The organism is Nocardioides sp. Z50_6 (genome assembly GCF_058215755.1).
This window is the reverse complement of sequence record NZ_JBZAJB010000001.1, coordinates 394,955-418,114: the sequence shown is the minus strand read 5'-3', so window position 1 is coordinate 418,114 and position 23,160 is coordinate 394,955. Positions and strand designations below refer to the sequence as shown.

At 73.1% G+C, this 23,160-nt stretch carries 18 protein-coding genes; 15 read left to right on the top strand and 3 right to left on the bottom strand.

Annotated features, from left to right (window positions below; all coding sequences use genetic code 11):
• Positions 1-271 precede the first annotated feature (271 nt).
• Positions 272-2,884 carry a valine--tRNA ligase gene (gene valS / locus AC4BGE_RS01975; protein ID WP_490574183.1) on the bottom strand — a complete coding sequence of 871 codons (2,613 nt, stop codon included), beginning with the start codon at positions 2,882-2,884 and terminating at the stop codon, positions 272-274.
• Positions 2,885-2,961: 77 nt separating this feature from the next.
• Here valS and AC4BGE_RS01970 point away from each other — a divergent pair, with 77 nt between their 5' ends.
• The 9 genes from AC4BGE_RS01970 (at position 2,962) to rodA (ending at position 12,304) form a co-directional block, all read left to right on the top strand.
• A complete protein-coding gene (locus AC4BGE_RS01970) occupies positions 2,962-3,855 on the top strand; it encodes a GNAT family N-acetyltransferase (protein ID WP_490574182.1) in 894 nt (297 codons plus the stop codon).
• 35 nt (positions 3,856-3,890) lie between these two features.
• On the top strand, positions 3,891-5,516 hold the full coding sequence (locus AC4BGE_RS01965) for a bifunctional folylpolyglutamate synthase/dihydrofolate synthase (RefSeq protein WP_490574181.1): 1,626 nt from the start codon (positions 3,891-3,893) through the stop codon (positions 5,514-5,516).
• Positions 5,513-5,917, top strand: coding sequence for a DUF4233 domain-containing protein (locus tag AC4BGE_RS01960; RefSeq protein ID WP_490569761.1), 405 nt, complete (start codon positions 5,513-5,515; stop codon positions 5,915-5,917). Before AC4BGE_RS01965 ends, AC4BGE_RS01960 begins: the two co-directional genes overlap by 4 nt.
• Positions 5,918-5,974: 57 nt before the next feature.
• Entirely contained in the window at positions 5,975-6,388 is a 414-nt protein-coding gene (gene ndk / locus AC4BGE_RS01955) for a nucleoside-diphosphate kinase (RefSeq protein ID WP_490569762.1), read from the top strand.
• A 145-nt stretch (positions 6,389-6,533) separates the two neighbouring features.
• Positions 6,534-7,562 (top strand): rod shape-determining protein, encoded by a 1,029-nt coding sequence (locus tag AC4BGE_RS01950; RefSeq protein ID WP_490569763.1) that lies wholly within the window; start codon positions 6,534-6,536, stop codon positions 7,560-7,562.
• Positions 7,559-8,470, top strand: a complete 912-nt coding sequence (gene mreC, locus AC4BGE_RS01945; RefSeq protein WP_490574180.1) for a rod shape-determining protein MreC — start codon at positions 7,559-7,561, stop codon at positions 8,468-8,470. The genes AC4BGE_RS01950 and mreC overlap by 4 nt, the downstream gene beginning before the upstream one ends.
• Positions 8,467-8,988, top strand: a complete 522-nt coding sequence (gene mreD, locus AC4BGE_RS01940; protein WP_490569765.1) for a rod shape-determining protein MreD — start codon at positions 8,467-8,469, stop codon at positions 8,986-8,988. The genes mreC and mreD overlap by 4 nt, the downstream gene beginning before the upstream one ends.
• Positions 8,988-11,108 (top strand): penicillin-binding protein 2, encoded by a 2,121-nt coding sequence (gene mrdA / locus AC4BGE_RS01935; RefSeq protein ID WP_490574179.1) that lies wholly within the window; start codon positions 8,988-8,990, stop codon positions 11,106-11,108. Before mreD ends, mrdA begins: the two co-directional genes overlap by 1 nt.
• On the top strand, positions 11,105-12,304 hold the full coding sequence (gene rodA / locus AC4BGE_RS01930; protein WP_490569767.1) for a rod shape-determining protein RodA: 1,200 nt from the start codon (positions 11,105-11,107) through the stop codon (positions 12,302-12,304). Before mrdA ends, rodA begins: the two co-directional genes overlap by 4 nt.
• A gap of 66 nt (positions 12,305-12,370) precedes the next feature.
• On the opposite strand, the gene AC4BGE_RS01925 is transcribed toward rodA, so the two are convergent.
• Positions 12,371-13,492, bottom strand: a complete 1,122-nt coding sequence (locus tag AC4BGE_RS01925; protein ID WP_490569768.1) for a calcium:cation antiporter — start codon at positions 13,490-13,492, stop codon at positions 12,371-12,373.
• Positions 13,493-13,610: 118 nt separating this feature from the next.
• Here AC4BGE_RS01925 and AC4BGE_RS01920 point away from each other — a divergent pair, with 118 nt between their 5' ends.
• Positions 13,611-15,578: a TIGR03960 family B12-binding radical SAM protein gene (locus tag AC4BGE_RS01920; protein ID WP_490574522.1), complete on the top strand. Its 1,968-nt coding sequence runs from the start codon at positions 13,611-13,613 to the stop codon at positions 15,576-15,578.
• Positions 15,579-15,591: 13 nt separating this feature from the next.
• On the opposite strand, the gene AC4BGE_RS01915 is transcribed toward AC4BGE_RS01920, so the two are convergent.
• Complete coding sequence (locus AC4BGE_RS01915) at positions 15,592-16,719, bottom strand: endonuclease/exonuclease/phosphatase family protein (protein WP_490574178.1); 1,128 nt, start codon at positions 16,717-16,719, stop codon at positions 15,592-15,594.
• A gap of 43 nt (positions 16,720-16,762) precedes the next feature.
• Here AC4BGE_RS01915 and AC4BGE_RS01910 point away from each other — a divergent pair, with 43 nt between their 5' ends.
• From AC4BGE_RS01910 to rpmA, 5 genes are all read left to right on the top strand, one after another.
• A complete protein-coding gene (locus tag AC4BGE_RS01910) occupies positions 16,763-17,959 on the top strand; it encodes a winged helix DNA-binding domain-containing protein (protein WP_490574177.1) in 1,197 nt (398 codons plus the stop codon).
• Between the two features lie 18 nt (positions 17,960-17,977).
• Positions 17,978-18,700 carry a TIGR03936 family radical SAM-associated protein gene (locus AC4BGE_RS01905; protein ID WP_490569771.1) on the top strand — a complete coding sequence of 241 codons (723 nt, stop codon included), beginning with the start codon at positions 17,978-17,980 and terminating at the stop codon, positions 18,698-18,700.
• A gap of 355 nt (positions 18,701-19,055) precedes the next feature.
• A complete protein-coding gene (locus tag AC4BGE_RS01900) occupies positions 19,056-22,283 on the top strand; it encodes an Rne/Rng family ribonuclease (RefSeq protein WP_490574176.1) in 3,228 nt (1,075 codons plus the stop codon).
• Between the two features lie 207 nt (positions 22,284-22,490).
• A complete protein-coding gene (gene rplU / locus AC4BGE_RS01895; protein WP_489966941.1) occupies positions 22,491-22,793 on the top strand; it encodes a 50S ribosomal protein L21 in 303 nt (100 codons plus the stop codon).
• 38 nt (positions 22,794-22,831) lie between these two features.
• Entirely contained in the window at positions 22,832-23,086 is a 255-nt protein-coding gene (gene rpmA / locus AC4BGE_RS01890) for a 50S ribosomal protein L27 (RefSeq protein ID WP_110181809.1), read from the top strand.
• The last annotated feature ends 74 nt before the right edge of the window (positions 23,087-23,160 follow it).

The following is a 23,160-nucleotide window of genomic DNA, read 5'->3' as shown; positions in this document are numbered from 1 at the left end:
CCCGGCCGGCCCGGTGCCCCCCACGCCCCCGCCCACGGCAGGACGGGGCCGGTCAACGCCTCCCGGGGGGCGGCCGGAGCCGCTGCCGGCCGCTGCGTCGCCCCAGCTCCCGCGGGGGGCCCAGTCCACCCCCGCCACCCCGGGCGCACCGGGTCACGCGGCACCGCGGGGCCCCCAGAGCCCCGGTCGAGGCTGACCGGGCGCACACCGGCCGGGGCGGCAGGTGTGCGCACCGGCGCAACCGGGGGGTGCGGCGGCAGCAGCCGCTCGCTCAGTCCTCCGGGACGGGCGCGAGCTCGGCCTCCACGCGGATCTCCTGTGCGCCCTCGTCGACCACGAAGGCCAGGTCGCCGGTGATCTTGCCGGCCCTGCGCAGGTCGCCGGCTGCCGACTCGGCACCCGAGACCAGGGTCGCAGGTCCGGTCACCATGACGCTGGAGAGCTCGTGGCGCATCGAGACCTTGGCCTTCGACTTCACCCCGCGCACCCCGGCCAGCGCGGCGGCGACGCCGGTCAGCGACTCCGGGTCGGAGGCCGCGGCCGAGCCGAGCTCGAGCGGGGTGGGCCACGCCTGGGTGTGGACCGAGCCCTCCCGCCACCACGACCAGACCTCCTCGGTCACGTACGGCAGGAACGGCGCCAGGAGCCGCAGCTGCACGTGCAGCGCGACCGCGAGCGCGGCCCGGGCCGACCCGGTCGCGGCGCCGCCGTCCTCGTCGTACGCGCGCTCCTTGACCAGCTCGACGTAGTCGTCGCAGAACTCCCAGAAGAACCGCTCGGTGACCTCGAGGGCAGTGGTGTAGTCGTACTTCTCGAACGCCTCGGTCGCGGTGCGCACCACCTGGGCCAGCCGGCCCATCAGGGCGCAGTCGACCGGCTCGGAGACGGTGACCGGGTTGGGGTCGGTGGCGCCCACGCCGGCGAGGACGAACTTCGCCACGTTGAGCACCTTCATGGCCAGCCGGCGTCCGACCTTCATCTGGGTCTCGTCGAAGGGGGAGTCCAGGCCCGGCCGGGCGAGCGCGGCGCGCCAGCGCACGGCGTCGGCACCGAACTTCTCGAGGATCTCGGTGGGCACCACGACGTTGCCCTTCGACTTCGACATCTTCTTGCGGTCCGGGTCGAGGATCCAGCCCGAGAGCATCGCGTGCGACCACGGGGTGACGTGGTTCTCGAAGTGGGAGCGGACCACCCGGGAGAAGAGCCAGGTGCGGATGATGTCGTGGCCCTGGGTGCACAGGTCCATCGGGAAGACCCGGGAGAACAGGTCGTCGTCGGTGCCCCAGCCGCCCGCGATGTGCGGGGTCAGCGACGAGGTCGCCCAGGTGTCCATCACGTCCGGGTCGCCGACGAAGCCGCCGGGCTTGCCCCGCTGCGACTCCTCGTAGCCGCCGGGCACGTCGGTGGACGGGTCGATCGGCAGCTCCGCCTCGCTGGGCAGCAGCGGGTGGTCGTAGTCCGGCTCGCCCTCGGCGTCCAGCGGGTACCAGACCGGGAACGGGATGCCGAAGAACCGCTGGCGGCTGATCAGCCAGTCGCCGTTGAGGCCGCGGACCCAGTTGTCGTAGCGGTGCTTCATGTGCTCGGGCAGCCAGGTGATCTCCTGGCCCCGCTCCAGCATCTCGGTGCGCAGGTCCTCGTCGCGGCCGCCGTTGGTGATGTACCACTGCCGGGTGGAGACGATCTCCAGCGGCTTGTCGCCCCGCTCGTAGAAGTTCGCCATCCGCTGGGTGGGCTTCGGCTCCCCGATCAGGTCGCCGCTCTCGCGCAGCAGCGCGACCATCGCCTCCCGGGCGGAGAAGACCGTCTTGCCGGCGAGCTCGGCGTACGCCGTGGCCGCGGCACCCAGCCACTCCGGGGTCTCGCGGGTGAAGCGGCCGTCGCGACCGATCACCGTGCGCACCGGCAGCTGGAGCTCGCGCCACCAGGTGACGTCGGTCAGGTCGCCGAAGGTGCAGCTCATGGCGATGCCGGCGCCCTTGTCCATCTCGGCGGCCGGGTGGGCCAGGACCGGGATCTCCACCCCGAAGACGGGGGAGGTGACGGTGGTGCCGAAGAGCGGCTGGTAGCGCTCGTCGTCGGGGTGGGCGACCAGCGCGACCACCGACGGGATCAGCTCGGGTCGGGTGGTCTCGATCTCCACCGTCTCACCGTCCGGCCGGTGGAAGGCCACGCGGTGGTAGGCGCCGGCGTAGTCACGCGACTCGAGCTCGGCCTGGGCGACCGCGGTCTGGAAGGTCACGTCCCAGAGCGTGGGGGCCTCCTGCAGGTAGGCCTCGCCCCGGGCGAAGTTGCGCAGGAAGGCGCGCTGGCTGACCACCTGGGCCGGCTTGCTCACGGTCGTGTACTGGTGGTTCCAGTCCACGGAGAGGCCCAGGGTGCGCCACAGCGACTCGAAGACCTTCTCGTCCTCCTGGACCAGCTGGTCGCACAGCTCGACGAAGTTGGGCCGGCTCACCGGGACCTGACGCTTGGGGTCCGGCTTCTCCGGCGGGGTGAAGTCGGGGTCGTAGGGCAGCGAGGGGTCGCAGCGCACCCCGTAGTAGTTCTGCACCCGGCGCTCGGTGGGCAGGCCGTTGTCGTCCCAGCCCATCGGGTAGAACACGCTCTTGCCGGTCATCCGCTGGTAGCGGGCGATCAGGTCGGTGTGGGTGTAGGAGAAGACGTGGCCCACGTGCAGCGACCCGCTGACGGTGGGCGGCGGGGTGTCGATGGAGTAGACGTTCTCGCGCGGCTGGGTGCGGTCGAAGCGGTAGGTGTCGTCGTCCTTCCACCGCTGCGACCACCTGGCCTCCAGACCCTCCAGCGCCGGCTTGTCCGGTACGACGACGTCCCGCGGTGCGGGCGTCGTCGGGGACAGGTCGGGGGTCTGGTTCTCAGTCATACGGCGAAGTCTAGGAGGGCGCCTCGGTGTCGGCTAAACGAGTTCCCGGTGGTGGGCGGGGCACCTACCCTCGGCGCATGACACGGCTGGAGTTCCACCACGACCCCGCGGCGTTCCTGGCCGCGGCCAGCGACCACCTGGCGGCGGAGCCGGTGGTGAGCACGGTGGTGGCCACCTTCGCCGCCCGCGCGGCCGCCGAGGTGGCCGACGGGGTCCCTCAGGACCCGCGCAGCTGGTACGTCGTGGCGCGCGACGAGGCGGGCGCCGTCACCGGCGCGGCGATGCGGGCCGCCCGGTTCGCGCCCCGGCCGCTGTTCGTGCTGCCCATGCCGGGAGCCGCGGCGCGGGAGCTGGCCCGGACCCTGCACGCACGGGGGGAGGAGGTGCGGGGCGCCAACGGGGCGCTGCCCGCCGTACGCGCCTTCGCCGACGAGACCGCGCGGCTGGCCGGCGGCCGCGTGGTGGTCGAGCAGCACACCCGCCTCTTCGAGCTGCGGGTCCTGGTCCCGCCCGCCCGACCGGCGTCCGGACGCCTGCGGGCGGCCCGCCCCGAGGAGGCGGCGCTCTGCCTGGCCTGGATCGAGGCGTTCGCCGCGGACGCCGACGCGCAGGCGGGTCGACCCGTGGGCAGCCACCACGACCTCGGGGAGGACCTGGCCTCCGTGCGGCGCCGGATCGCGGCGGGCCGGGTCTGGCTCTGGGAGGACGACGGCGAGGTGGTCCACCTGACCGGGGCCAACCCGCCGGCCTTCGGGGTGGCCCGGGTGGGGCCGGTCTACACCCCGGGCGAGCAGCGTGGGCGCGGGTACGCCAGCACGGCGGTGGCCGAGGTCTCCCGCCGGATCCTCGCCGACGGGTGGCGGGCCTGCCTGTTCACCGACCAGGCCAACCCGACCTCGAACGCCGTCTACGAACGGCTGGGCTACGAGCCGGTGGTCGACATGGTCAACCTCGCAGGGCTGGCGGGCTGAGCGCCCTGCGGGCCAGGCCATAGACTCGGCCCATCATGACCGAGTCTGCGCAGCCCCGCCCCGCCGAGACCTTCGCCGAGGCAGAGGACGCCCTGCTCTCGCGCTGGCCCGAGTCCAGGCTGGAGCCGTCGCTCGACCGGATCCAGGCCTTCACCGAGCTGCTCGGCGACCCCCAGCGCGCCTACCAGGTGGTGCACCTGACCGGCACCAACGGCAAGACCTCCACCTCCCGGATGGTCGACACGCTGCTGCGCACCCTCGAGCTGCGCACCGGCCGGTTCACCAGCCCGCACGTGGAGCGGATGACCGAGCGGATCAGCCTCGACGGCGAGCCGCTGAGCGACGAGGCATTCGTCCGCGCCTTCAACGACGTCGCCCCCTACACCCACCTCGTCGACGCGGACGCCGACCACCCGCTCTCCTTCTTCGAGACGGTCGTCGGCATGGCCTTCGCCGCCTTCGCCGACGCCCCGGTCGACGTGGCCGTGGTCGAGGTCGGGATGGGGGGCTCCTGGGACGCCACCAACGTGGTCGAGGCACAGGTGGCGGTGGTGCTGCCGATCGCGGTCGACCACTCCCAGTACCTCGGCGACGACGCCGTCTCCATCGCGGTCGAGAAGGCCGGCATCATCAAGCCGGGCAGCACCGCCGTGCTCGCCGAGCAGACCCCCGAGGTGGCGGCCGTGCTGCTGGGGCGGGCGTCCGAGGTCGGTGCCACGGTGGTCCGCGAGGGGGTGGACTTCGGCGTCGTCTCCCGGGTGCCCGGGGTCGGCGGCCAGATGCTCTCCCTGCAGGGCCTCCGCGCCCGGTACGACGACGTCTTCCTGCCGTTGCACGGCGCTCACCAGGCGCAGAACGCCGCGGTCGCGCTGGCGGCCGTGGAGGCGCTGCTCGGTGACTCCCCGCTGGACGAGGAGCTGGTCCGGGCGGCCTTCGCCGAGGTCACCTCGCCCGGCCGGCTCGAGGTGATCCGACGCTCGCCGACGATCGTGCTCGACGCCGCCCACAACCCCCACGGCGCCGAGGCGACCGCGGCCGCGCTCGAGGACTCCTTCGCGTTCTCGCCGCTGATCGGCGTCATCGGCGTGATGGGCGACAAGGACTACGAGGGGATGCTCGCGGCCTTCGAGCCGCACCTGGCCCACCTGGTGGTCACCCAGGCCTCGACCCCGCGGGCGATGCGCGCCGAGACGCTCGGCGAGGTGGCGGTGCAGGTCTTCGGCGAGGACCGGGTGACCGTGGTGCCCCGACTGGCCGACGCGATCGACCGCGCGGCCACCCTGGCCGAGGTCGGCCAGGAGCTGGGCGACTCGGTCGGCGCCGGAGCGGTGCTGGTCACCGGCTCCGTGGTCACCGTGGGGGAGGCGCGGGCGATGCTGAAGCCGGCCGTGCCCCGCAGCGGCCCCCGGCGCGACGGGCCGGCGGGCTACCGACGGCTGGCGGGCGTCGGCCCGTCGGTCCTGGACGACTTGGACGACCTCGACCTCCACGACGACCCGGACGATCTCGGGGACCTCGACGGTCGTGACGGCCACGAGGGCCACGACGGCCAGGACGGCCAGGACGGGCAGGACGGCCACGACGGCCACGACGGCCACGACGGCCAGGACGGCCAGGACGGCCACGACGGGCAGGACGACTGGCCGGGGGAGCAGGCGTGAGCGAGGAGACCCCCACCCCCGCCGCCCCGAACACCGAGCGCTCGCCGCGGCGCGGCATGTGCGCCGCCGTGCTGGGCCTGGAGGCGATCGCCCTGGGGCTCACCACGCCGGTGATGGTCACCATCGCCGACGTGCCGGTCGGCACCGCCCTGACGGTCGGGCTGGGCCTGGCGGTGGTCTCGCTGCTGCTGGCCGGGATGCTGCGTGCCGAGTGGGCCTACAAGGCCGGGTGGGTGGTCCAGGTGGCGGCGGTGGGCCTGGGCTTCGTGATCCCCATGATGTTCGCGCTGGGCGGCATCTTCGCCGCGCTGTGGGGCGCGGCGGACTGGCTGGGCCGCAAGATCGAGCGGGAGCGCGCCGAGGCCTGGGCGGCCTACCGGGCGGGCGACCCCCAGGGCTGAGGGCCCCGACGCCCACGCCGTGGGTCCGGTTCCGGTGTCGGTGGTTACGCTGGTCATATGACCCAGCGCACTCTCGTCCTGTTGAAGCCCGACGCCGTCCAGCGCGGCCTGGCGGGGACGATCCTGTCCCGATACGAGGCCAAGGGCCTCACCGTGGTCGCGATGGAGCTGCGGACCATCGACGCCTCCGTCTCCGACGCCCACTATGCCGAGCACGTGGAGCGGGATTTCTACCCGGCGCTGCGCGAGTTCGTCACCAGCGGGCCGCTGGTCGCGCTGGTGCTCGAGGGCGACGGCGCCGTCGAGGTGGTGCGCGCGCTCAACGGTGCCACCGACGGGCGCAACGCCGCCCCCGGCACCATCCGCGGCGACCTGTCGATGTCCAACCGGGAGAACCTGGTCCACGGCTCCGACAGCACCGCCTCGGCGGAGCGCGAGATCGCGATCTGGTTCCCCGAGCTCGCCGGCTGAGCCGCGCCGGCACCGCGCGGCGCGGCGGTGCCGCCCCGCGCGCGTGTCCTGCCGTGATCGGTGCTGCCTTCTCCCTACGCTGAGTCGAGGCCACCTCCGTCACGCGTGGCCCTTCCCCAGTGACGATCAGTGAAGGCACCTGCGCATGGCGAACAGCGTCATCGGCCGCGACATGGCGGTCGACCTCGGCACTGCCAACACGTTGGTCTACGTGCGCGGCAAGGGCGTCGTCCTCGACGAGCCCAGCGTCGTGGCCATGAACACCAGCACCGGCGAGGTGCTCGCCGTCGGGCACGAGGCCAAGCGGATGATCGGCCGCACCCCGGACAACATCGCCGCCATCCGCCCGCTCAAGGACGGCGTCATCGCCGACTTCGACGCCACCGAGCAGATGCTGCGCTACTTCATCCAGCAGGTGCACCGGCGGCGCTACTTCGCCAAGCCCCGGATGGTCATCTGCGTGCCCAGCGGCATCACCGCGGTGGAGCAGCGGGCGGTCAAGGAGGCCGGCTACCAGGCCGGGGCACGCCGGGTCTACATCGTCGAGGAGCCCATGGCGGCCGCGATCGGCGCGGGCCTCCCGGTCCACGAGGCGACCGGCAACATGGTCGTCGACGTCGGCGGCGGGACCACCGAGGTGGCCGTCATCTCGCTCGGCGGGATCGTGACCAGCCTCAGCGTGCGGACCGCCGGTGACGACCTCGACCAGGCGATCATGGCCTGGATGAAGAAGGAGTACTCCCTGATGCTGGGGGAGCGCACCGCCGAGGAGGTCAAGATGACCCTCGGCTCCGCCTTCCCGCTGCCGGAGGAGCCCGAGGCCGAGATCCGCGGCCGCGACATGGTCTCCGGGCTGCCGCGCACGGTGGTCGTCTCGAGCTCCGAGGTGCGCCACGCCCTCGAGGAGCAGGTGGTCGACATCGTCGACGCGGTCCGCGCCACCCTCGACCAGACTCCGCCCGAGCTCGCCGGCGACATCATGGACCGCGGGATCGTGCTGACCGGGGGCGGCGCCCTGCTGCGCGGCCTCGACGAGCGGCTGCGTCACGAGACCGGCATGCCGGTGCACGTGGCCGAGCACCCGTTGGAGTCCGTCGCCTTCGGGGCGGGGCGGTGCGTGGAGGAGTTCGAGGCGCTCCAGCAGGTCCTGGTCTCGGACCCCCGGAGGAGATGATGGCGCCCTTCGACCGGGAGCGCCGCTGGCGCGGCCTCGACGAGGGGTCCCGTCCGCCACGCTCCACGCTCGTCGCCCTGGTGCTGGCCGCCGCGACGCTGATGACGCTGGACCAGTCCACCGGTGACGACTCGCCCGTCGAGCACCTGCGCGCCGGCGTCGGCGAGGCCTTCGCCCCGGTGGAGTCGGTGACCTCGGCGGTGGTGCGTCCCTTCACCGCCGTCCCCGCCTGGTTCCGCGACAAGGACGACCTGCGCCGCGACCTGCGCGAGCTCGAGGCCGAGAACGCAGCGCTCCGCGGGCAGGTCGCCACCGGTGACTTCGACCGCAACCGGCTGGCCCAGTTCGAGGGGCTGACCGCGGCCGCCGCCGACCTGGGACGGAGCCTGGTGCCCGCCCGGGTGGTGGCCTACGGGCCCGCCCAGTCCTTCACCCGGACGGTCACCCTCGACGCCGGCGCCGACGCCGGGCTGCGACCCGACATGACGGTGGTCAACAACGACGGCCTCGTCGGGCGGGTGGTCCGGGTCACCGCCCGGCACGCCACCGTGCTGCTGGTCATCGACGCGGAGTCGGTGGTGGGGGGCCGTCTCGGTTCCTCGATGGAGCTGGGCTTCCTCCGCGGCGGTGACGAGGAGACCCTCGACCTCGAGCTGGTCGACCAGAAGGTGGTGCCCGCGCAGGGCGACACCGTGGTCACCTGGGGCAGCGACGGGGCCGGGCCCTACGTGGCCGGCGTCCCGGTCGGGCGGGTGACCGACGTCTTCGCCAGCGTCCGGGAGCAGTCCCAGCGGGCGGTCATCGAGCCGTTCGTCGACTTCTCCGCGCTCGACGTGGTCGGCGTGGTCGTGCCGCAGGGCACCGCCAGCGACCGCGCCCTGGTCGAGGCCGACGGGAGGATCGGATGAACCCGACCCGCGCCCTCGGCGGGCTGCTGGCCGTCGTCCTGGCTCTCGCCCTCCAGGTCTCGCTCTTCCCGCACCTGGCGTGGCAGGGGGTGGTCCCCAACCTGGTCCTGCTGGTGGTGGTCGCCGGTGGCCTGACCCGCGGCGCGTCCTTCGCGCTGCCCCTGGGCTTCTTCGCCGGCGTGCTCCTGGACCTGGCCCCGCCGGCCGACCACGTCGCCGGGCGGTGGGCGCTGGCCCTGGTGATCGTGGCCTGGGTGGCCGCCCGGGTCCGCCAGGACACGCGCCCGACGACCCCCGTCGTGCTGGCCTGCGTGGCCGCCTGCTCGTTCGTCGGCACCTCGGTCTTCGCGCTCACCGGCCTGCTCCTCGGCGAGCCGGTGGGGACGGTCCCGGAGATCCTGGCGGTGATCGGTGTCGCGGTCCTGTGGGACCTGCTGCTGACGCCCTTCGTGCTGCCCCTCACCATGCGACTCTTCGGCGCGATGGGCGTCTCGGCGCGGGAGAGGGCGAGCGCCTGATGGCCGTCACCGGGTCCGAGCGGAGCCGGCTGCGCCTCATCGTGGTGCAGGCGCTGGTCTTCTCCCTCTTCGCCACCCTGTTCGTCCGGCTCTACTACCTCCAGGTGATCGACGGCGAGGGCTACCAGGCCCAGGCGGCCGACCAGTCGGTGCGCGACATCGTGGTGCAGCCCCAGCGCGGCCTGGTCGTCGACGCGATGGGTCGCCCGCTGGTCGCCAACCGCCTCTCCTGGGTGGTCGCGGTCGATCGAAGCGTGCTGGCCAAGCTCGCCGACGACGAGCGCGACGAGCTGGTGGCTCGGGTCGCCGCGGTCGTCGGGCAGAAGCCCGTCCAGGTCGAGCGCAAGCTGATCGACTGCGGCCGGGAGGGGGCTGTCGCCGGGGTCTGCTGGAACGGCTCGCCCTTCCAGCCGGTGCCGGTCGCGACCGACGTGGAGCAGTCGGTGGCCCTGCGGGTCCTCGAGCAGCCCGAGGACTACCCCGGGGTGATCGCCGAGCAGCAGCACGTGCGCGCCTATCCCCGGCCGCACGGGGTCAACCTGGCCCACGTGCTGGGCTACCTCAGCCCGATCACCGAGGCCGAGTTCGACCGGGCCAGCGAGGCCGACGACCGGTCCCTCAACGGCGCCTCGGTGGTGGGCCGCGCGGGCGTGGAGCGCGAGTACGACGCGTGGCTGCGGGGGATGCCCGGCTACCGCCGCGTCGCGGTCGACTCGATGGGCCGGGTCCTGGGCGACGACGGCGAGATCGCCGCGACCCCCGGCGACACCCTGGTGACCTCCATCGACGCCAAGGTCCAGGGAGTGGTGGAGCGGGAGCTCGCCCGCTCCATCGCCTACCAGCGCACCCAGGTCGACAAGGTCACCGGCCGGCCCTACGAGGCCGACGCGGGGGCCGCGGTGGTGATGGAGACGAAGACCGGCCGGATCGTGGCGATGGCCAGCCAGCCGACCTACGACCCCGACGTCTGGGTCGGGGGGATCAGCGAGGAGGACCTCGCCCGCCTCTACTCCGAGAAGGCGGGGACCCCGCTGCTCTCCCGCGCCACCCAGGGGCAGTTCGCCCCCGGCTCCACCTGGAAGCCCTTCATGACCGCCGCGGCGCTGCGCAACGGCTACGGCATGGACAGCACGCTGCCGTGCTCGTCGGGGTTCCAGGTCGGCAACCGGGTCTTCAAGAACTTCGAGTCCGGCGCCCACGGCACCATCGGCTTCGCCCGGGCCCTCGAGGTCTCCTGCAACACCTTCTTCTACCGGATCGGCTACGACTACTGGCAGCGGCTCGGCTCCGACGTGGCCGACGTCGAGGCCCGGGACCCGCTGGTGGAGGGCGCCAAGGACTTCGGCTTCGGCGCCGAGACCGGGATCGACCTGCCCGGCGAGGCACCCGGCCGGATCGCGGACCGGGCCTGGAAGCGCTCCTACTTCGAGTCGCAGAAGGACTACTACTGCGACATCGCGGGCAAGCCCCAGGACGCCGAGACCTCCGACTTCGTCTACCGGTTCGCCCGCGAGTTCTGCGTGGAGGGCTTCGCCTACCGCGCCGGCGACGCGGTGAACTTCTCCATCGGGCAGGGCGACACGATCGTCACCCCCCTCCAGCTGGCCCGCGCCTACGCCTCGCTCGGCAACGGCGGCACCCTGTGGGAGCCGCGGGTCGGCAAGGCCATCGTCAGCCCCGACGGCACGGTGCTGCGCAAGATCCCGCCGAAGCGCCAGGGCCGGGTCAAGGCCTCCCGCCAGGAGCTCGCCTTCATCGACGAGGCGCTCAAGGGGGTCTCCACCCGGGGCACCATGAGCTGGAAGCTGATCGGCTTCCCCCTCGACCAGGTCCAGATCCGCGCCAAGACCGGGTCGGCGGAGGTCTACGGCAAGCAGACCACCGGCTGGGTGGCCTCCTACACCGAGGACTACACCGTGGTGATGATGATCAGCCAGGGCGGGACCGGCTCCGGCAGCGTCGGCGACTCGGTCCGGGCCGTCTGGGAGACGCTGTACGGCGTCGAGGGCGACCAGGTCGTCGCCCGCAAGGCGGCGATCCCCGGGGTCGTCCCGCCGGCGAGGCTGCCCTCCTTCCAGGCCGACGGCACGATCATGCCGCCCACCCGGAGGAAGCGGTGAGCGGGCGGGCGCCCGGATCCGTCCGGGTCGCGGGGTCCCTGCGAGCGCCGGGCCTCGACTGGGTGCTGATGCTCGCCGTGGCCGGCCTGTTGGTCGTGGGCACCCTGATGGTGTGGTCCACCACCGGGAGCCGTGACCTGCTCACCGGCGGCGACTCCACGGCCTACCTGCGCAAGCAGCTGGTCAACGTCGCCATCGGCGTCGTGCTGCTGATCCTCGTCACCGCCACCGACCATCGGTGGGTGCGGATCCTGGCCCCCCTGGTCTACCTCGCCTCGATCGTCGGGCTCGTCCTGGTGCTCACGATGGGCTCCACGATCAACGGCTCCCGCTCCTGGCTCCAGCTGGCCGGCATGTCGATCCAGCCCTCGGAGTTCGCCAAGCTGGCCGTGGTGGTCGGGATGGCCCTGCTGGTCGCCGAGCGCACCGAGGGCAGCTGGCGGCGCTCGGTGGGGTCGGTCGACGTGGTCGGCATGCTGCTGATCGCCGGGCTGCCGGCGGCCCTGATCATGTCCCAGCCCGACCTCGGCACGATGCTGGTCCTGGCCGCCACCGTCTTCGGCGTGCTGGCGGTGGCCGGTGCTCCGCGCCGGTGGCTGGCCGGCCTGCTGGTCGGCGGCATCGCGACCGCGGCCGTGGCGGTGAGCGGGGGCCTGCTCAAGGACTACCAGCTCGCCCGCTTCATGGCCTTCACCAACCCCGACCTGGACCCGCGGGGGGCCGGCTACAACACCGAGCAGGCCCGCATCGCGGTCGGCAACGGCGGCCTCTTCGGCCAGGGCCTCTTCGACGGGTCGCAGACGCAGTCGGGCTTCGTGCCCGAGCAGCACACGGACTTCATCTTCACCGCCGTGGGGGAGGAGCTCGGACTCCTCGGTGCCGGGCTGGTGATCCTGCTGACCGCGGCCGTGATCTGGCGGGCGCTGGCGATCGCGGGCGGCACCGACGACATGTTCGGCCGGGTGGCGGCGGCCGGGATCGCCTGCTGGTTCGGCTTCCAGGCCTTCCAGAACGTCGGCATGTGCCTGGGGATCATGCCGGTCACCGGGGTGCCGCTGCCCTTCGTCTCCTACGGCGGCTCCTCGATGTTCGCCGGGCTGCTGGCCGTCGGCCTGCTGCAGAACGTGCACCTGCGCAACAGCACCAGCCTGCCCACCCGGGTGCTCTCCCCGCCGCGGGCGCTCTCCAAGCGCTAGGGCGTACCGGGGGTCGGAGACGTCCCGGTCACGTGCTCCGGCGCCCGGGCGTCCCGGGCCCGGGGCTCAGGGGTTCATCGACAAGAAGATGAAGGCGGCCAGCAGCACCAGGTGGACCGTGCCCTGCAGGGTCTTGGCCCGGCCCTGGACGACGGTGAGGACCGAGACCACCACGGTGATGGCGAGCAGCACCATCTGCATCGGCATCAGGCCGAGCTCGAGAGGGCCGTCGAGCCAGATCATGGCGAGCGCGATCGTCGGGATGGTGAGACCGATCGAGGCCATCGCGGAGCCGTAGGCGAGGTTGAGGCTGGTCTGGACCCGGTCCCGGGAGGCGTTGCGCACCGCGGAGATGGACTCGGGGGAGAGGACCAGCAGCGCGATCACCACCCCGACCACGGTGTAGGGCAGGCCGAGGCCCCGGACCCCCTCCTCGATGGTGGGGGAGAGCAGCTTGGCCAGGCCGACCACGGCGACCAGCGAGGCCACCAGCAGCCCGAGACTGAGCATCGTGATCCGGCTGGAGGGCGGGTCGGCGTGGTCGTCGTCGTCGGCGTCGAGCAGGCCGGTGAAGCGCCCGAGCTCGTCGCTGGAGACGGGGACGAAGAAGTCGCGGTGGCGGACCGTCTGGGTGAGCACGAAGGAGACGTAGAGCACCAGGGAGGCGACCGCCGCGAAGGCCAGCTGGGAGGCCGAGAACTCCAGGCCGACGCCCGAGGTGGTGAAGGCGGGCAGCACCAGGGTGACGCCGGCCAGCGTGATCACCGTGGCCAGGGCCGCGCCGGTGCCGGAGGCGTTGAAGCTGACCAGGTGGTGCTTGAGGGCGCCGACCAGCAGGGAGAGGCCGACGATGCCGTTGAGGGTGATCATCAGCGCCGCGAAGACCGTGTCGCGGGCATACGTGCTGGCTCCGGCGCCGCCGCTGGTCATCAGCATCACGATCAGGCCGACCTCGATCACCGTCACCGCGACGGCCAAGATCAGCGAGCCGTAGGGCTCGCCCACCTTGTGGGCGACCACCTCCGCGTGGTGCACGGCGGCGACCACCGCACCGACCAGCGCCACGGCCAGCGCCACCAGCACGGCCCAGTGCTCGTGCCGGGACCAGGTCGCGACCAGCATGGCCAGGGCCAGCGGGGGGACGGCGAGTGTCCAGTTGAAACGGCCGTGGACCGTTGAGGCACTCATGGCACAAACCTAGCCGCAGTAGGGGTCCCGCCTTGAAATCCACGTAGGCTTGTCAGGATCGCCGCACCCGTCCGAGAGGTTCACCCCCATGTCCCACGTCACCGACACCCGCACGGAGATGTCGAGCGACGTCGCGTCCGTCTTCCACCTGCTCGAGCCGCGTCTGCCGTCGGTCTCCAAGCCCATCCAGTACGTCGGCGGCGAGCTCAACTCCACCGTCAAGGAGTGGGACTGCGCGGCGGCGTCGTCCGAGGGCGGCGAGACCGTGCGCTGGGCCCTGATGTACCCCGACGCCTACGAGGTTGGCCTGCCCAACCAGGGCGTGCAGATCCTCTACGAGGTGCTCAACGAGCGCGACTGGATCCTGGCGGAGCGGACCTACGCGGTCTGGCCCGACATGGAGAAGGTGATGCGCGAGGACCGGATCCCGCAGTTCACCGTCGACGCGCACCGCCCGGTCCGCGCCTTCGACGTCTTCGGCATCAGCTTCTCCACCGAGCTTGGCTACACCAACATGCTCAACGCGCTCGACCTGGCCGGCATCCCGCTGCACTCCGCCGACCGGGGCGAGGACGACCCGGTGGTGCTGGTGGGCGGTCACGCCGCCTTCAACCCCGAGCCGATCGCCGACTTCGTCGACGCCGCGGTGCTGGGCGACGGCGAGGAGGTGGTGCTCGCGATCTCCGAGGTGGTCCGGGAGTGGAAGAACGAGGGCCGCCCGGGAGGCCGGGACGAGCTGCTGCGCCGGCTGGCGGTCAGCGGCGGCGTCTACGTGCCCCGCTTCTACGACGTGACCTACGGCGCCGACGGGGCGATCGAGGCGGTCGTGCCCAACCGCCCGGGGATCCCCGCCCGGGTGCGCAAGCACACCCTGATGGACCTCGACGCCTGGCCCTACCCGGCCAAGCCGCTCGTCCCGCTGGCCGAGACGGTGCACGAGCGATTCTCGGTGGAGATCTTCCGCGGCTGCACCCGGGGCTGCCGCTTCTGCCAGGCGGGGATGATCACCCGCCCGGTCCGCGAGCGGTCGATCAAGACCATCGGCGACATGGTGGAGAACGGCATCCGGAAGTCGGGCTTCGAGGAGGTCGGGCTGCTCTCGCTCTCCAGTGCCGACCACACCGAGATCGCCGACCTGGCCAAGGGGCTGGCCGACCGCTACGAGGGGTCCAACGTCTCGCTCTCGCTGCCCTCCACCCGGGTGGACGCCTTCAACATCTCGCTGGCCAACGAGTTCTCCCGCAACGGTCGCCGCTCGGGCCTCACCTTCGCGCCCGAGGGCGGCAGCGAGCGGATGCGCCGGGTGATCAACAAGATGGTCACCGAGGAGGACCTGATCCGCACGGTCGCGGCGGCGTACTCCCACGGGTGGCGGCAGGTGAAGCTCTACTTCATGGTCGGGCTGCCCACCGAGACCGACGAGGACGTCCTCCAGGTCGCCGAGCTGGCCAAGAAGGTCATCGCCAAGGGACGCGAGGTCTCGGGGCGCAACGACATCCGCTGCACGGTCTCCATCGGCGGCTTCGTGCCCAAGCCGCACACGCCCTTCCAGTGGGCCGCCCAGCTCGACCACGAGACCACCGACGAGCGCCTCAAGCAGCTGCGCGACGTGGTCCGCGCCGACAAGCGCTTCGGCCGGGCCATCGGCTTCCGCTACCACGACGGCAAGCCCGGCATCGTCGAAGGGCTCCTCTCCCGCGGCGACCGCCGGATCGGGCGGGTCATCGAGGAGGTGTGGCGCGACGGCGGCCGCTTCGACGGCTGGAGCGAGCACTTCTCCTACGACCGCTGGATGGATTGCGCCGAGCGGGCGCTGGCCGGCACCGGCGTCGACGTCGGCTGGTACACGACCCGCGAGCGCGACCTCGACGAGGTCCTGCCCTGGGACCACCTCGACTCCGGCCTCGACAAGGACTGGCTCTGGGCCGACTGGGAGGACGCCCTCGCTGCTGCCGAGGGCGCCGACATCGAGGTGGAGGACTGCCGCTGGACCCCCTGCTACGACTGCGGGGTGTGCCCGGAGATGGGCACCGAGATCCAGATCGGGCCCACCGGCCAGAAGCTGCTGCCGCTCAGCGTCGTCTGACCCGAGCCGGCGGCTACGGCGTGAACGGCCGGGAGAGCCACTGGCAGCCGCTGATCCCGGCCACCAGCACGTCGACCCCGACCGCGGCGTGGTCGGAGACGGTGCTCGGCAGCACCCGGGCGGCCCGGGGGATCACCGCCTCGTGGACGAAGACGTAGTCGATCCTCGCGCCCGGGGCGCGGCCGGCGGTCGGGCCTCGGCCCTGACCCACCTGGACCCAGGCGTCGGAGAGGGCCGAGGTGATGGTCCCGTAGGGGGCCGTCACCGGCGAGGCGTTGAAGTCCCCGCCCAGCACGACGGGCGCGCCGCCCCGCTCGACGAGGCCCCGCACCGCCTCGGCCTGCCGCCGGCGCAGCGGGTCCGAGGTGTGGTCGAGGTGGGTGTTGTAGACGTCGACCTCCTCCGGTCCCACCGAGATGCGGGTGCGCAGCACCCCACGCTGCTCCTTGCCCGGGTCGTTGGGAAGGAGCACGTGCTCGGTCTCCAGGACGGGCAGGCGGGAGAGCGTCGCCACGCCGTACTCGGCTCGGCCCGGGAAGCGGACGTTGGGGGCGAAGGCGGACTCCATCCCCAGCTCGGCGGCCAGCACCGCGGGCATGTCGATCGCGCCGGTCCGCGGCCGGAACCGGTCGACCTCCTGCAGCATCACCACGTCGGCCCCCGACGCGCGGATCTCCGCCACGATCCGCGGCAGGTCGCGGCCGCGGGGGCCGAGCCCCCCGTGGATGTTGAAGGTGAGGACCTTCAGCGGGGTCAGCCGGGGGATCGGCACGCAGATCCGCCCCGGCGTCTCGGCGGGCGTCTCGAGCGGGGGGCGCACCGTGGGCGCGGGGACCGGAGCGGTGCGGGGGTCGCCGGGGCGGGGGCCGGGCGACCCGCTCGGGGACGGAGCGGGCGAGGCGGTCGGCTCGGGGGTCGAGGACTCGTGGCTCGGCCCCGACGTGGTGGGGGTCGCGCTCGGCGCGGCCGTCCAGGCGGCGTCGGTGGGGTCGGGCCGCTGCTCCTGGCCGGTCAGCGCCTCGAGCGCGGTCTGGGCCGGCCCCGGCGTGGGGTCGAGCGCCAGCACGCCCAGCACGGCGACGCAGGCCGTGCCCAGCGCCACCGCCAGCACCCAGGGCAGGGTGCTACTCCAGCGGTTCATCCGGGCTCCGAGCACTCTGGGACGTCCAGGACATGATAGGTCCGTGCGCACCGTGACGGACGTGGAACGACGCAGTCGACTGGCCCGCCGCCACGGCCTGGCCCCGGCGGCGCGCTTTCCCGACCCGGTCGCCGCCGCCACCGCGATGACCGCGCTGCACGCCACCGAGGCCGCCAGCGTGCACCTGGCGCTGTGGGCGCGGGTGGAGGGGCTCACGGTCGAGCAGGTCGACCGCGCCCTGCGCGAGGACCGCTCCCTGGTCAGCCAGCTGGCGATGCGGCGGACCAAGTGGGTGCTGCCGCGCGACCTGCTCCCGGCGGTCCTGGGCAGCGCGGCCGCCCGGGTCGCGGAGGCCGAGCGCAGGCGCCTGGCCAAGGACGTCGAGGCGGCAGGTCTCGCCGCTGACGGGGAGGCGTGGTTCGCCGACGTGCGCGGTACGACGCTGGACCACCTGCGCGCCCGGCCGGCGCCCCGGTCGGTCCCCGAGCTCCGCGGCGAGGTCCCGGCGCTGGCTGCCCGGATCACCAGGGGCCGTGGCCGCTGGGCGGTGCAGATCTGGCTGGCCACGCCCGTGACCACCGTGCTGGGCGCCGAGGGGGCGCTCATGTCCGGGCCCAACGGCGGGGAGGTGGGGGCCCCGTGGTGGCAGCACCGTCCCACCTGGTGCACCGCGGAGCGCTGGCTCGGCGAGCGGCCGGAGCCGTGGCCCGAAGAGGCGGGGTACGCCGAGCTGGTGCGGCGGTGGCTGTGGACCTTCGGTCCCGGGACCGAGGACGACCTGGTCTGGTGGCTGGGCGCGACCAGGCGTGCGGTGCGCGGTGCCCTCGCGTCCGTGGGAGCCGCCCAGGTGCAGCTGGAGGACGGCGCCGTCGGCTGGCTGCTGCCCGACGACCTCGACCCGGTGCCGCCGGTGGAGCCCTGGGCCGCGCTGCTGCCCACCCTGGACCCGACCACGATGGGCTGGCAGGGACGCGACTTCCACCTCGCCCCCGGCGTCCGCCCGCGGGTCTACGACAGTGCCGGCAACGGCGCCACCACCGCCTGGTGGGACGGCCGGATCGTCGGCTGCTGGGTGCAGGACGAGCAGGGCGTGGTCGAGGTCGTGCTCCACGACGACGTGGGCCGTGAGGCGCGGTCCCGGCTGGAGGCGGAGGCGGCGCGGCTCACCGCATGGCTGGGTGGGGTGCGCATCACGAACGCCTACACCGCCAGGCAGCGGAAGTCGGCTCCGCTGCCGTGACGGGCTACGGTGTGCGGCGTGCGTGAGCAGCCCGAGCAGCAAGCCCCTCCCGTCCAGCGACTCCGGATCCGCTACGCCAAGCGTGGCCGTCTCCGCTTCACCAGTCACCGGGACTTCAGCCGTGCCTTCGAGCGCGCGGTCTTCCGCGCCCGGATCCCGATGGCCTACTCGTCGGGCTTCAACCCGCACCCCCGGATCTCCTACGCCGGCGCCTCGCCCACCGGCGCGGCCTCCGAGGCGGAGTACCTCGAGCTCGCGCTCGCCCAGGTGGTCGACCCGGCCGACGTGCTCGCCCAGCTCGACGAGGCGCTGCCCGAGGGGCTGGACCTGCTGGACGTGGTGGAGTCCGAGGGCGGGTCGCTGAGCGACCGGCTCACCGGCAGCCGGTGGCGCATCGGCCTGCCCGGCGCCGCCGACCTCGAGCCCCTGGTGGCACGCTTCCTGGCCCAGGAGGAGGTCCTGGTCGAGAGGATGACCAAGAAGGGCCTGCGGGAGTTCGACGCCCGCGGCGCGGTCCTCTCGCTGGTCGCCGAGCCCGGCCCCGCCGGGGTGGTGCTCGAGCTGGTGCTGCGCCACAGCGTGCCCGCCGTCCGGCCCGACGACGTGCTGAGTGCGCTGGCCAAGGTCGCCGACGACGGCGAGGGGCTCGGCACCGGCACGCCCCTGCTCACCCGGCTGGAGCAGGGGCCGCTGGACGAGCTCACCGGGGTCATCGGCGACCCGCTGCGCTCCGCGCCATAGCGGTGAAGAAGCCGCCGATGTGCGATACTCGCCTCGGTCGCTCCTGACGGCACACGTCGGCAAGAGGGACCCGACGACGTTCTCGCCGGTCCGACACCCGTCGGACGGCACGGAGGATGGAAGTCGACGCCAGACCGCGACGCGGCCAGGGCGAGTCGGTGACAGAGGCCCGCCCACGTGGCACCCGTGACACTTGGGGTGACACAGCCCAGCGACCGCGGCAGGTGCGCGGCGGACATCCCCCGACGCGCCCGCGGAGGGTGTCGTTGCCACCGAAGGCTTTGCGTCGCGGATCCTGAGCATCCGGGTCCCGGCGTCCTACACACCGGTGCAGCGCACCGGTCGAGGAGCGCACATGCTCGACGAGACCGAGAACAACGACACCACGCAGGCGACGACCGCCCCGACCTCCTCCGCCGGCGACGCCGCGCCGGGGACGGCGAAGAAGGCGGCTGCCAAGAGGGCGCCCGCCAAGAAGGCCGCCGCGGCCAAGAAGACCACGACGCGGCGCAGCACGGCCAAGAAGGCGGCCGCCGGGCAGGAGGCCCTGGAGGTCCCCGCCGGGGAGGCGCCGGCCGAGGCGGCCTCGGGCGCCGCCGCGGAGGGTGTGGAGAACCAGGAGACCCCGGCGCCGGCCAAGAGGGCCGCCGCCAAGCGGGCCCCGCGCAAGAGCACCGCCAAGAAGGTCGCCGCCGCGCAGCCGGCGGACGAGCCCGGCCAGCCGACCGGGGACGCCGCCCCGGCCCAGGCGGAGCCGACCGGTTCGGCCACGCTGCCGCTCTTCCAGGCACCCGAGCCGGTCAAGGCCCCCGCCCGCCGCACCCGCAAGCGGGCTGCGGCCCCGGTGAGCACCGACCAGCCGACCGCCCCGGCCGCGGACGCGGCGGCTGAGGGGACGGCGGACCAGGGGACGGCGGACCAGGGGACGGCGGACCAGGCGTCCGCCCCCACCGAGGACGCCACCGCCGCGCCGAAGGTCACCAGGACCACCAGGTCGGCCCGCAGCCGCGGCGGCCGGGCGGCCAAGAAGGTCGCCGAGCCGGTGGCGCCCGAGGCGGTGGAGGTCCCGGAGGACGACGAGGAGGCCGCCGCCGCCGCGGAGCTGACCGACGTCCTCGACGCGCCGACCGAGGCCCCGTCCGACTCCGACGACGAGACCGACACCGCGGGGTCGGCCGAGGAGTCCGGCGACTCCGCCGACGACGACGGGTCCGACGAGGAGTCCGGCGACGGCACCCCCTCGCGCCGCCGCCGTCGTCGCGGCGGCCGCCGGCGCCGCAAGGCCGGCGACTCCGCCGAGGGCGGCGGGAACGGCGAGAGCGACGAGAGCGACGACAACGGCGAGGACACCGAGCGCTCCGACGGCGCCAGCGCCGGCGACGACGACTCCGCAGCCGCCGACGACGACTCCTCGTCCTCGGGGTCGCGCCGTCGCCGCCGTCGCCGCCGCAGCGGGGACGGCCCCGCCGAGGGGGCCGACGACCCGGACAACACCGTGACCCGGGTGCGCAAGACCCGCTCCGCCGAGGACCAGATCACCGCCGTCGCCGGGTCCACCCGCCTGGAGGCCAAGAAGCAGCGGCGCCGTGAGGGCCGCGAGGCCGGCCGTCGTCGCGCCCCCATCGTGAGCGAGGCCGAGTTCCTGGCCCGGCGCGAGGCCGTCGACCGGGTGATGGTGATCCGTCAGCGCAAGGACCTGACCCAGATCGCGGTCCTCGAGGACAACGTGCTGGTCGAGCACTACGTGGCCCGGGAGTCCCAGACCTCGCTGATCGGCAACGTCTACCTCGGCCGGGTGCAGAACGTGCTGCCGTCGATGGAGGCCGCCTTCATCGACATCGGCAAGGGCCGCAACGCGGTGCTCTACGCCGGTGAGGTCAACTGGTCCGCCCTGGGTCACAAGGAGGGCCAGCCCCGCAAGATCGAGTCGGTGCTCTCGTCGGGCCAGAGCATCCTGGTGCAGGTCACCAAGGACCCGGTCGGCCACAAGGGCGCCCGGCTGACCAGCCAGGTCAGCCTCGCGGGCCGGTTCCTGGTCTACGTGCCGGACGGCACCACCAGCGGCATCTCCCGCAAGCTCCCCGACACCGAGCGTCACCGCCTCAAGGCGCTGCTCAAGGAGATCGTCCCGGACACCGCGGGCGTGATCGTGCGCACCGCCGCCGAGGGTGCCAGCGAGGAGGAGCTGACCCGCGACGTCGAGCGGCTCAAGGCCCGCTGGGAGGACATCGAGGCCAAGACCAAGGGCAACGCCCCGCAGCTGCTCTACGGAGAGCCGGACCTGACCCTCAAGGTGGTCCGCGACCTCTTCACCGAGGACTTCAAGAAGCTGGTCATCGAGGGCGACGACGCCTGGGAGACCGTCAAGGGCTACGTCACCCACGTGGCGCCCGACCTCGGCGAGCGCCTCGAGCGCTACCAGCCGGGCGACAACGCCTCGGCCCAGCAGGGCGACGTCTTCTCGGCCTACCGCGTCGAGGAGCAGATCGCCAAGGGCCTGGACCGCAAGGTCTGGCTGCCCTCGGGCGGCTCCCTGGTGATCGACCGCACCGAGGCGATGACCGTGGTCGACGTCAACACGGGCAAGTTCACCGGCTCCGGGGGCAACCTGGAGGAGACGGTCACCAAGAACAACCTCGAGGCGGCGGAGGAGATCGTCCGCCAGCTGCGGCTGCGCGACATCGGCGGCATCATCGTCGTCGACTTCATCGACATGGTGCTGGAGTCCAACCGCGACCTCGTCGTCCGGCGACTGGTGGAGTGCCTGGGCCGTGACCGGACCCGGCACCAGGTCGCCGAGGTGACCTCGCTGGGCCTGGTCCAGATGACGCGCAAGCGGATCGGCACCGGCCTGCTGGAGGCCTTCTCCACCGATTGCGAGCACTGCCAGGGCCGCGGGGTCGTGGTGCAGAGCGCGCCGGTCGAGCCGCGGTCCTCCGCGGCCTCCGACGACGACGGGCGCCGTGGTGGCCGGCGAGGACGCGGTGGCCGCGGCAAGGAGTCCGCTCAGGGCTCCGGCGGCGGCTCCGACCGGCCGACGCCGCCGAGTGCTCCACCGGCCGCGCCGTCGCCCAAGGTGGTCGCCGCGATGGCCAAGCCGGAGAACGCCGACCTCGCGGAGCGCACCGCTGCGCCGGCGGCCGACGGCGACGCGCCCGTCGAGGTCAAGCCCGAGCCGACGCCCGAGCCCGTGCCGACGCCCGAGCCGACGCCTGAGCCCGTGGCGACGCCTGAGCCGACGCCCGAGCCTGAGGTGACGCCCGAGCCCGAGCCGACGCCTGAGGTGACGCCTGAGCCCGTGGCGACGCCTGAGCCGACGCCCGAGCCCGAGCCGACGCCTGAGCCGACGCCCGAGCCCGAGCCGACCCCCGAGCCGGCGCCCACCACGACGGTGGTCACCCGGACCCGCCGCCGTGCGGCGTCGCGGCCCGCCGGCCCGCCGGCGACCGTGCAGCCGGCGGTGGAGACGACCGGGTCGGCCGATGCCGGTACCGGTGCGGCCCCGGCGGATCAGGACGACGACGCCGACGGCGTCCAGGTCGAGCACGTCCCGATCAAGAAGAAGGGCGCGCGCAAGCGCTGACCCGACCGGGCCGGGGGGACGGGCCGCGTTTTGCGCGCACGTCCCCCCGTCCGTAGTATTGACCTTCGGTGTGTCCCAACACCTTCCCGCTGGTGTGCTTGCACGTCGTGGCCCTTTGTCGGACACGAGTCGTCGGCGCGCGGTGGGTGCCCTGAGTCTTGAGATTGTTGATGGACTGTTCGAGTCCGACGAGGAGAGTGAGTCGCGGTGTACGCGATCGTGCGGAGTGGCAGCAAGCAGCAGAAGGTTGCTGTCGGCGATGTCATCGAGATCGACCAGGTCCTGACCACCCCCGGTGAGTCCGTGACCCTTCCCGTCGTGATGGTGGTGGACGGCGAGGCCGTCACCGCCACCGGCCTGGACAAGGCCTCGGTGACCGTCGAGGTCCTCGGGCGGACCAAGGGCCCCAAGATCATCATCCAGAAGTACAAGAACAAGACCGGCTACAAGAAGCGCCAGGGTCACCGCCAGAAGTACACCCAGGTCAAGGTCACCGACATCTCCGTCTGAGCGGCTTCCGCCCTCGCGATCCACGAAGGACTGAACTCATGGCACACAAGAAGGGTGCGGCCTCGACCAAGAACGGTCGCGACTCCAACGCACAGCGTCTCGGCGTCAAGCGCTACGGCGGCCAGGTCGTCGGCGCCGGCGAGATCATCGTCCGCCAGCGCGGCACGCACTTCCACCCGGGCAGCGGCGTCGGCCGCGGCGGCGACGACACGCTCTTCGCGCTCGTCGCGGGTGCCGTCGAGTTCGGCACCCGTCGTGGCCGCAAGGTCGTCAACGTCGTCCCGGGCGAGTGACCTGACGCTTCACGCAGCACACATTTCCAACGAAGGGCGTCCCTAGACCTGGGGACGCCCTTCGTGTGTTCCAC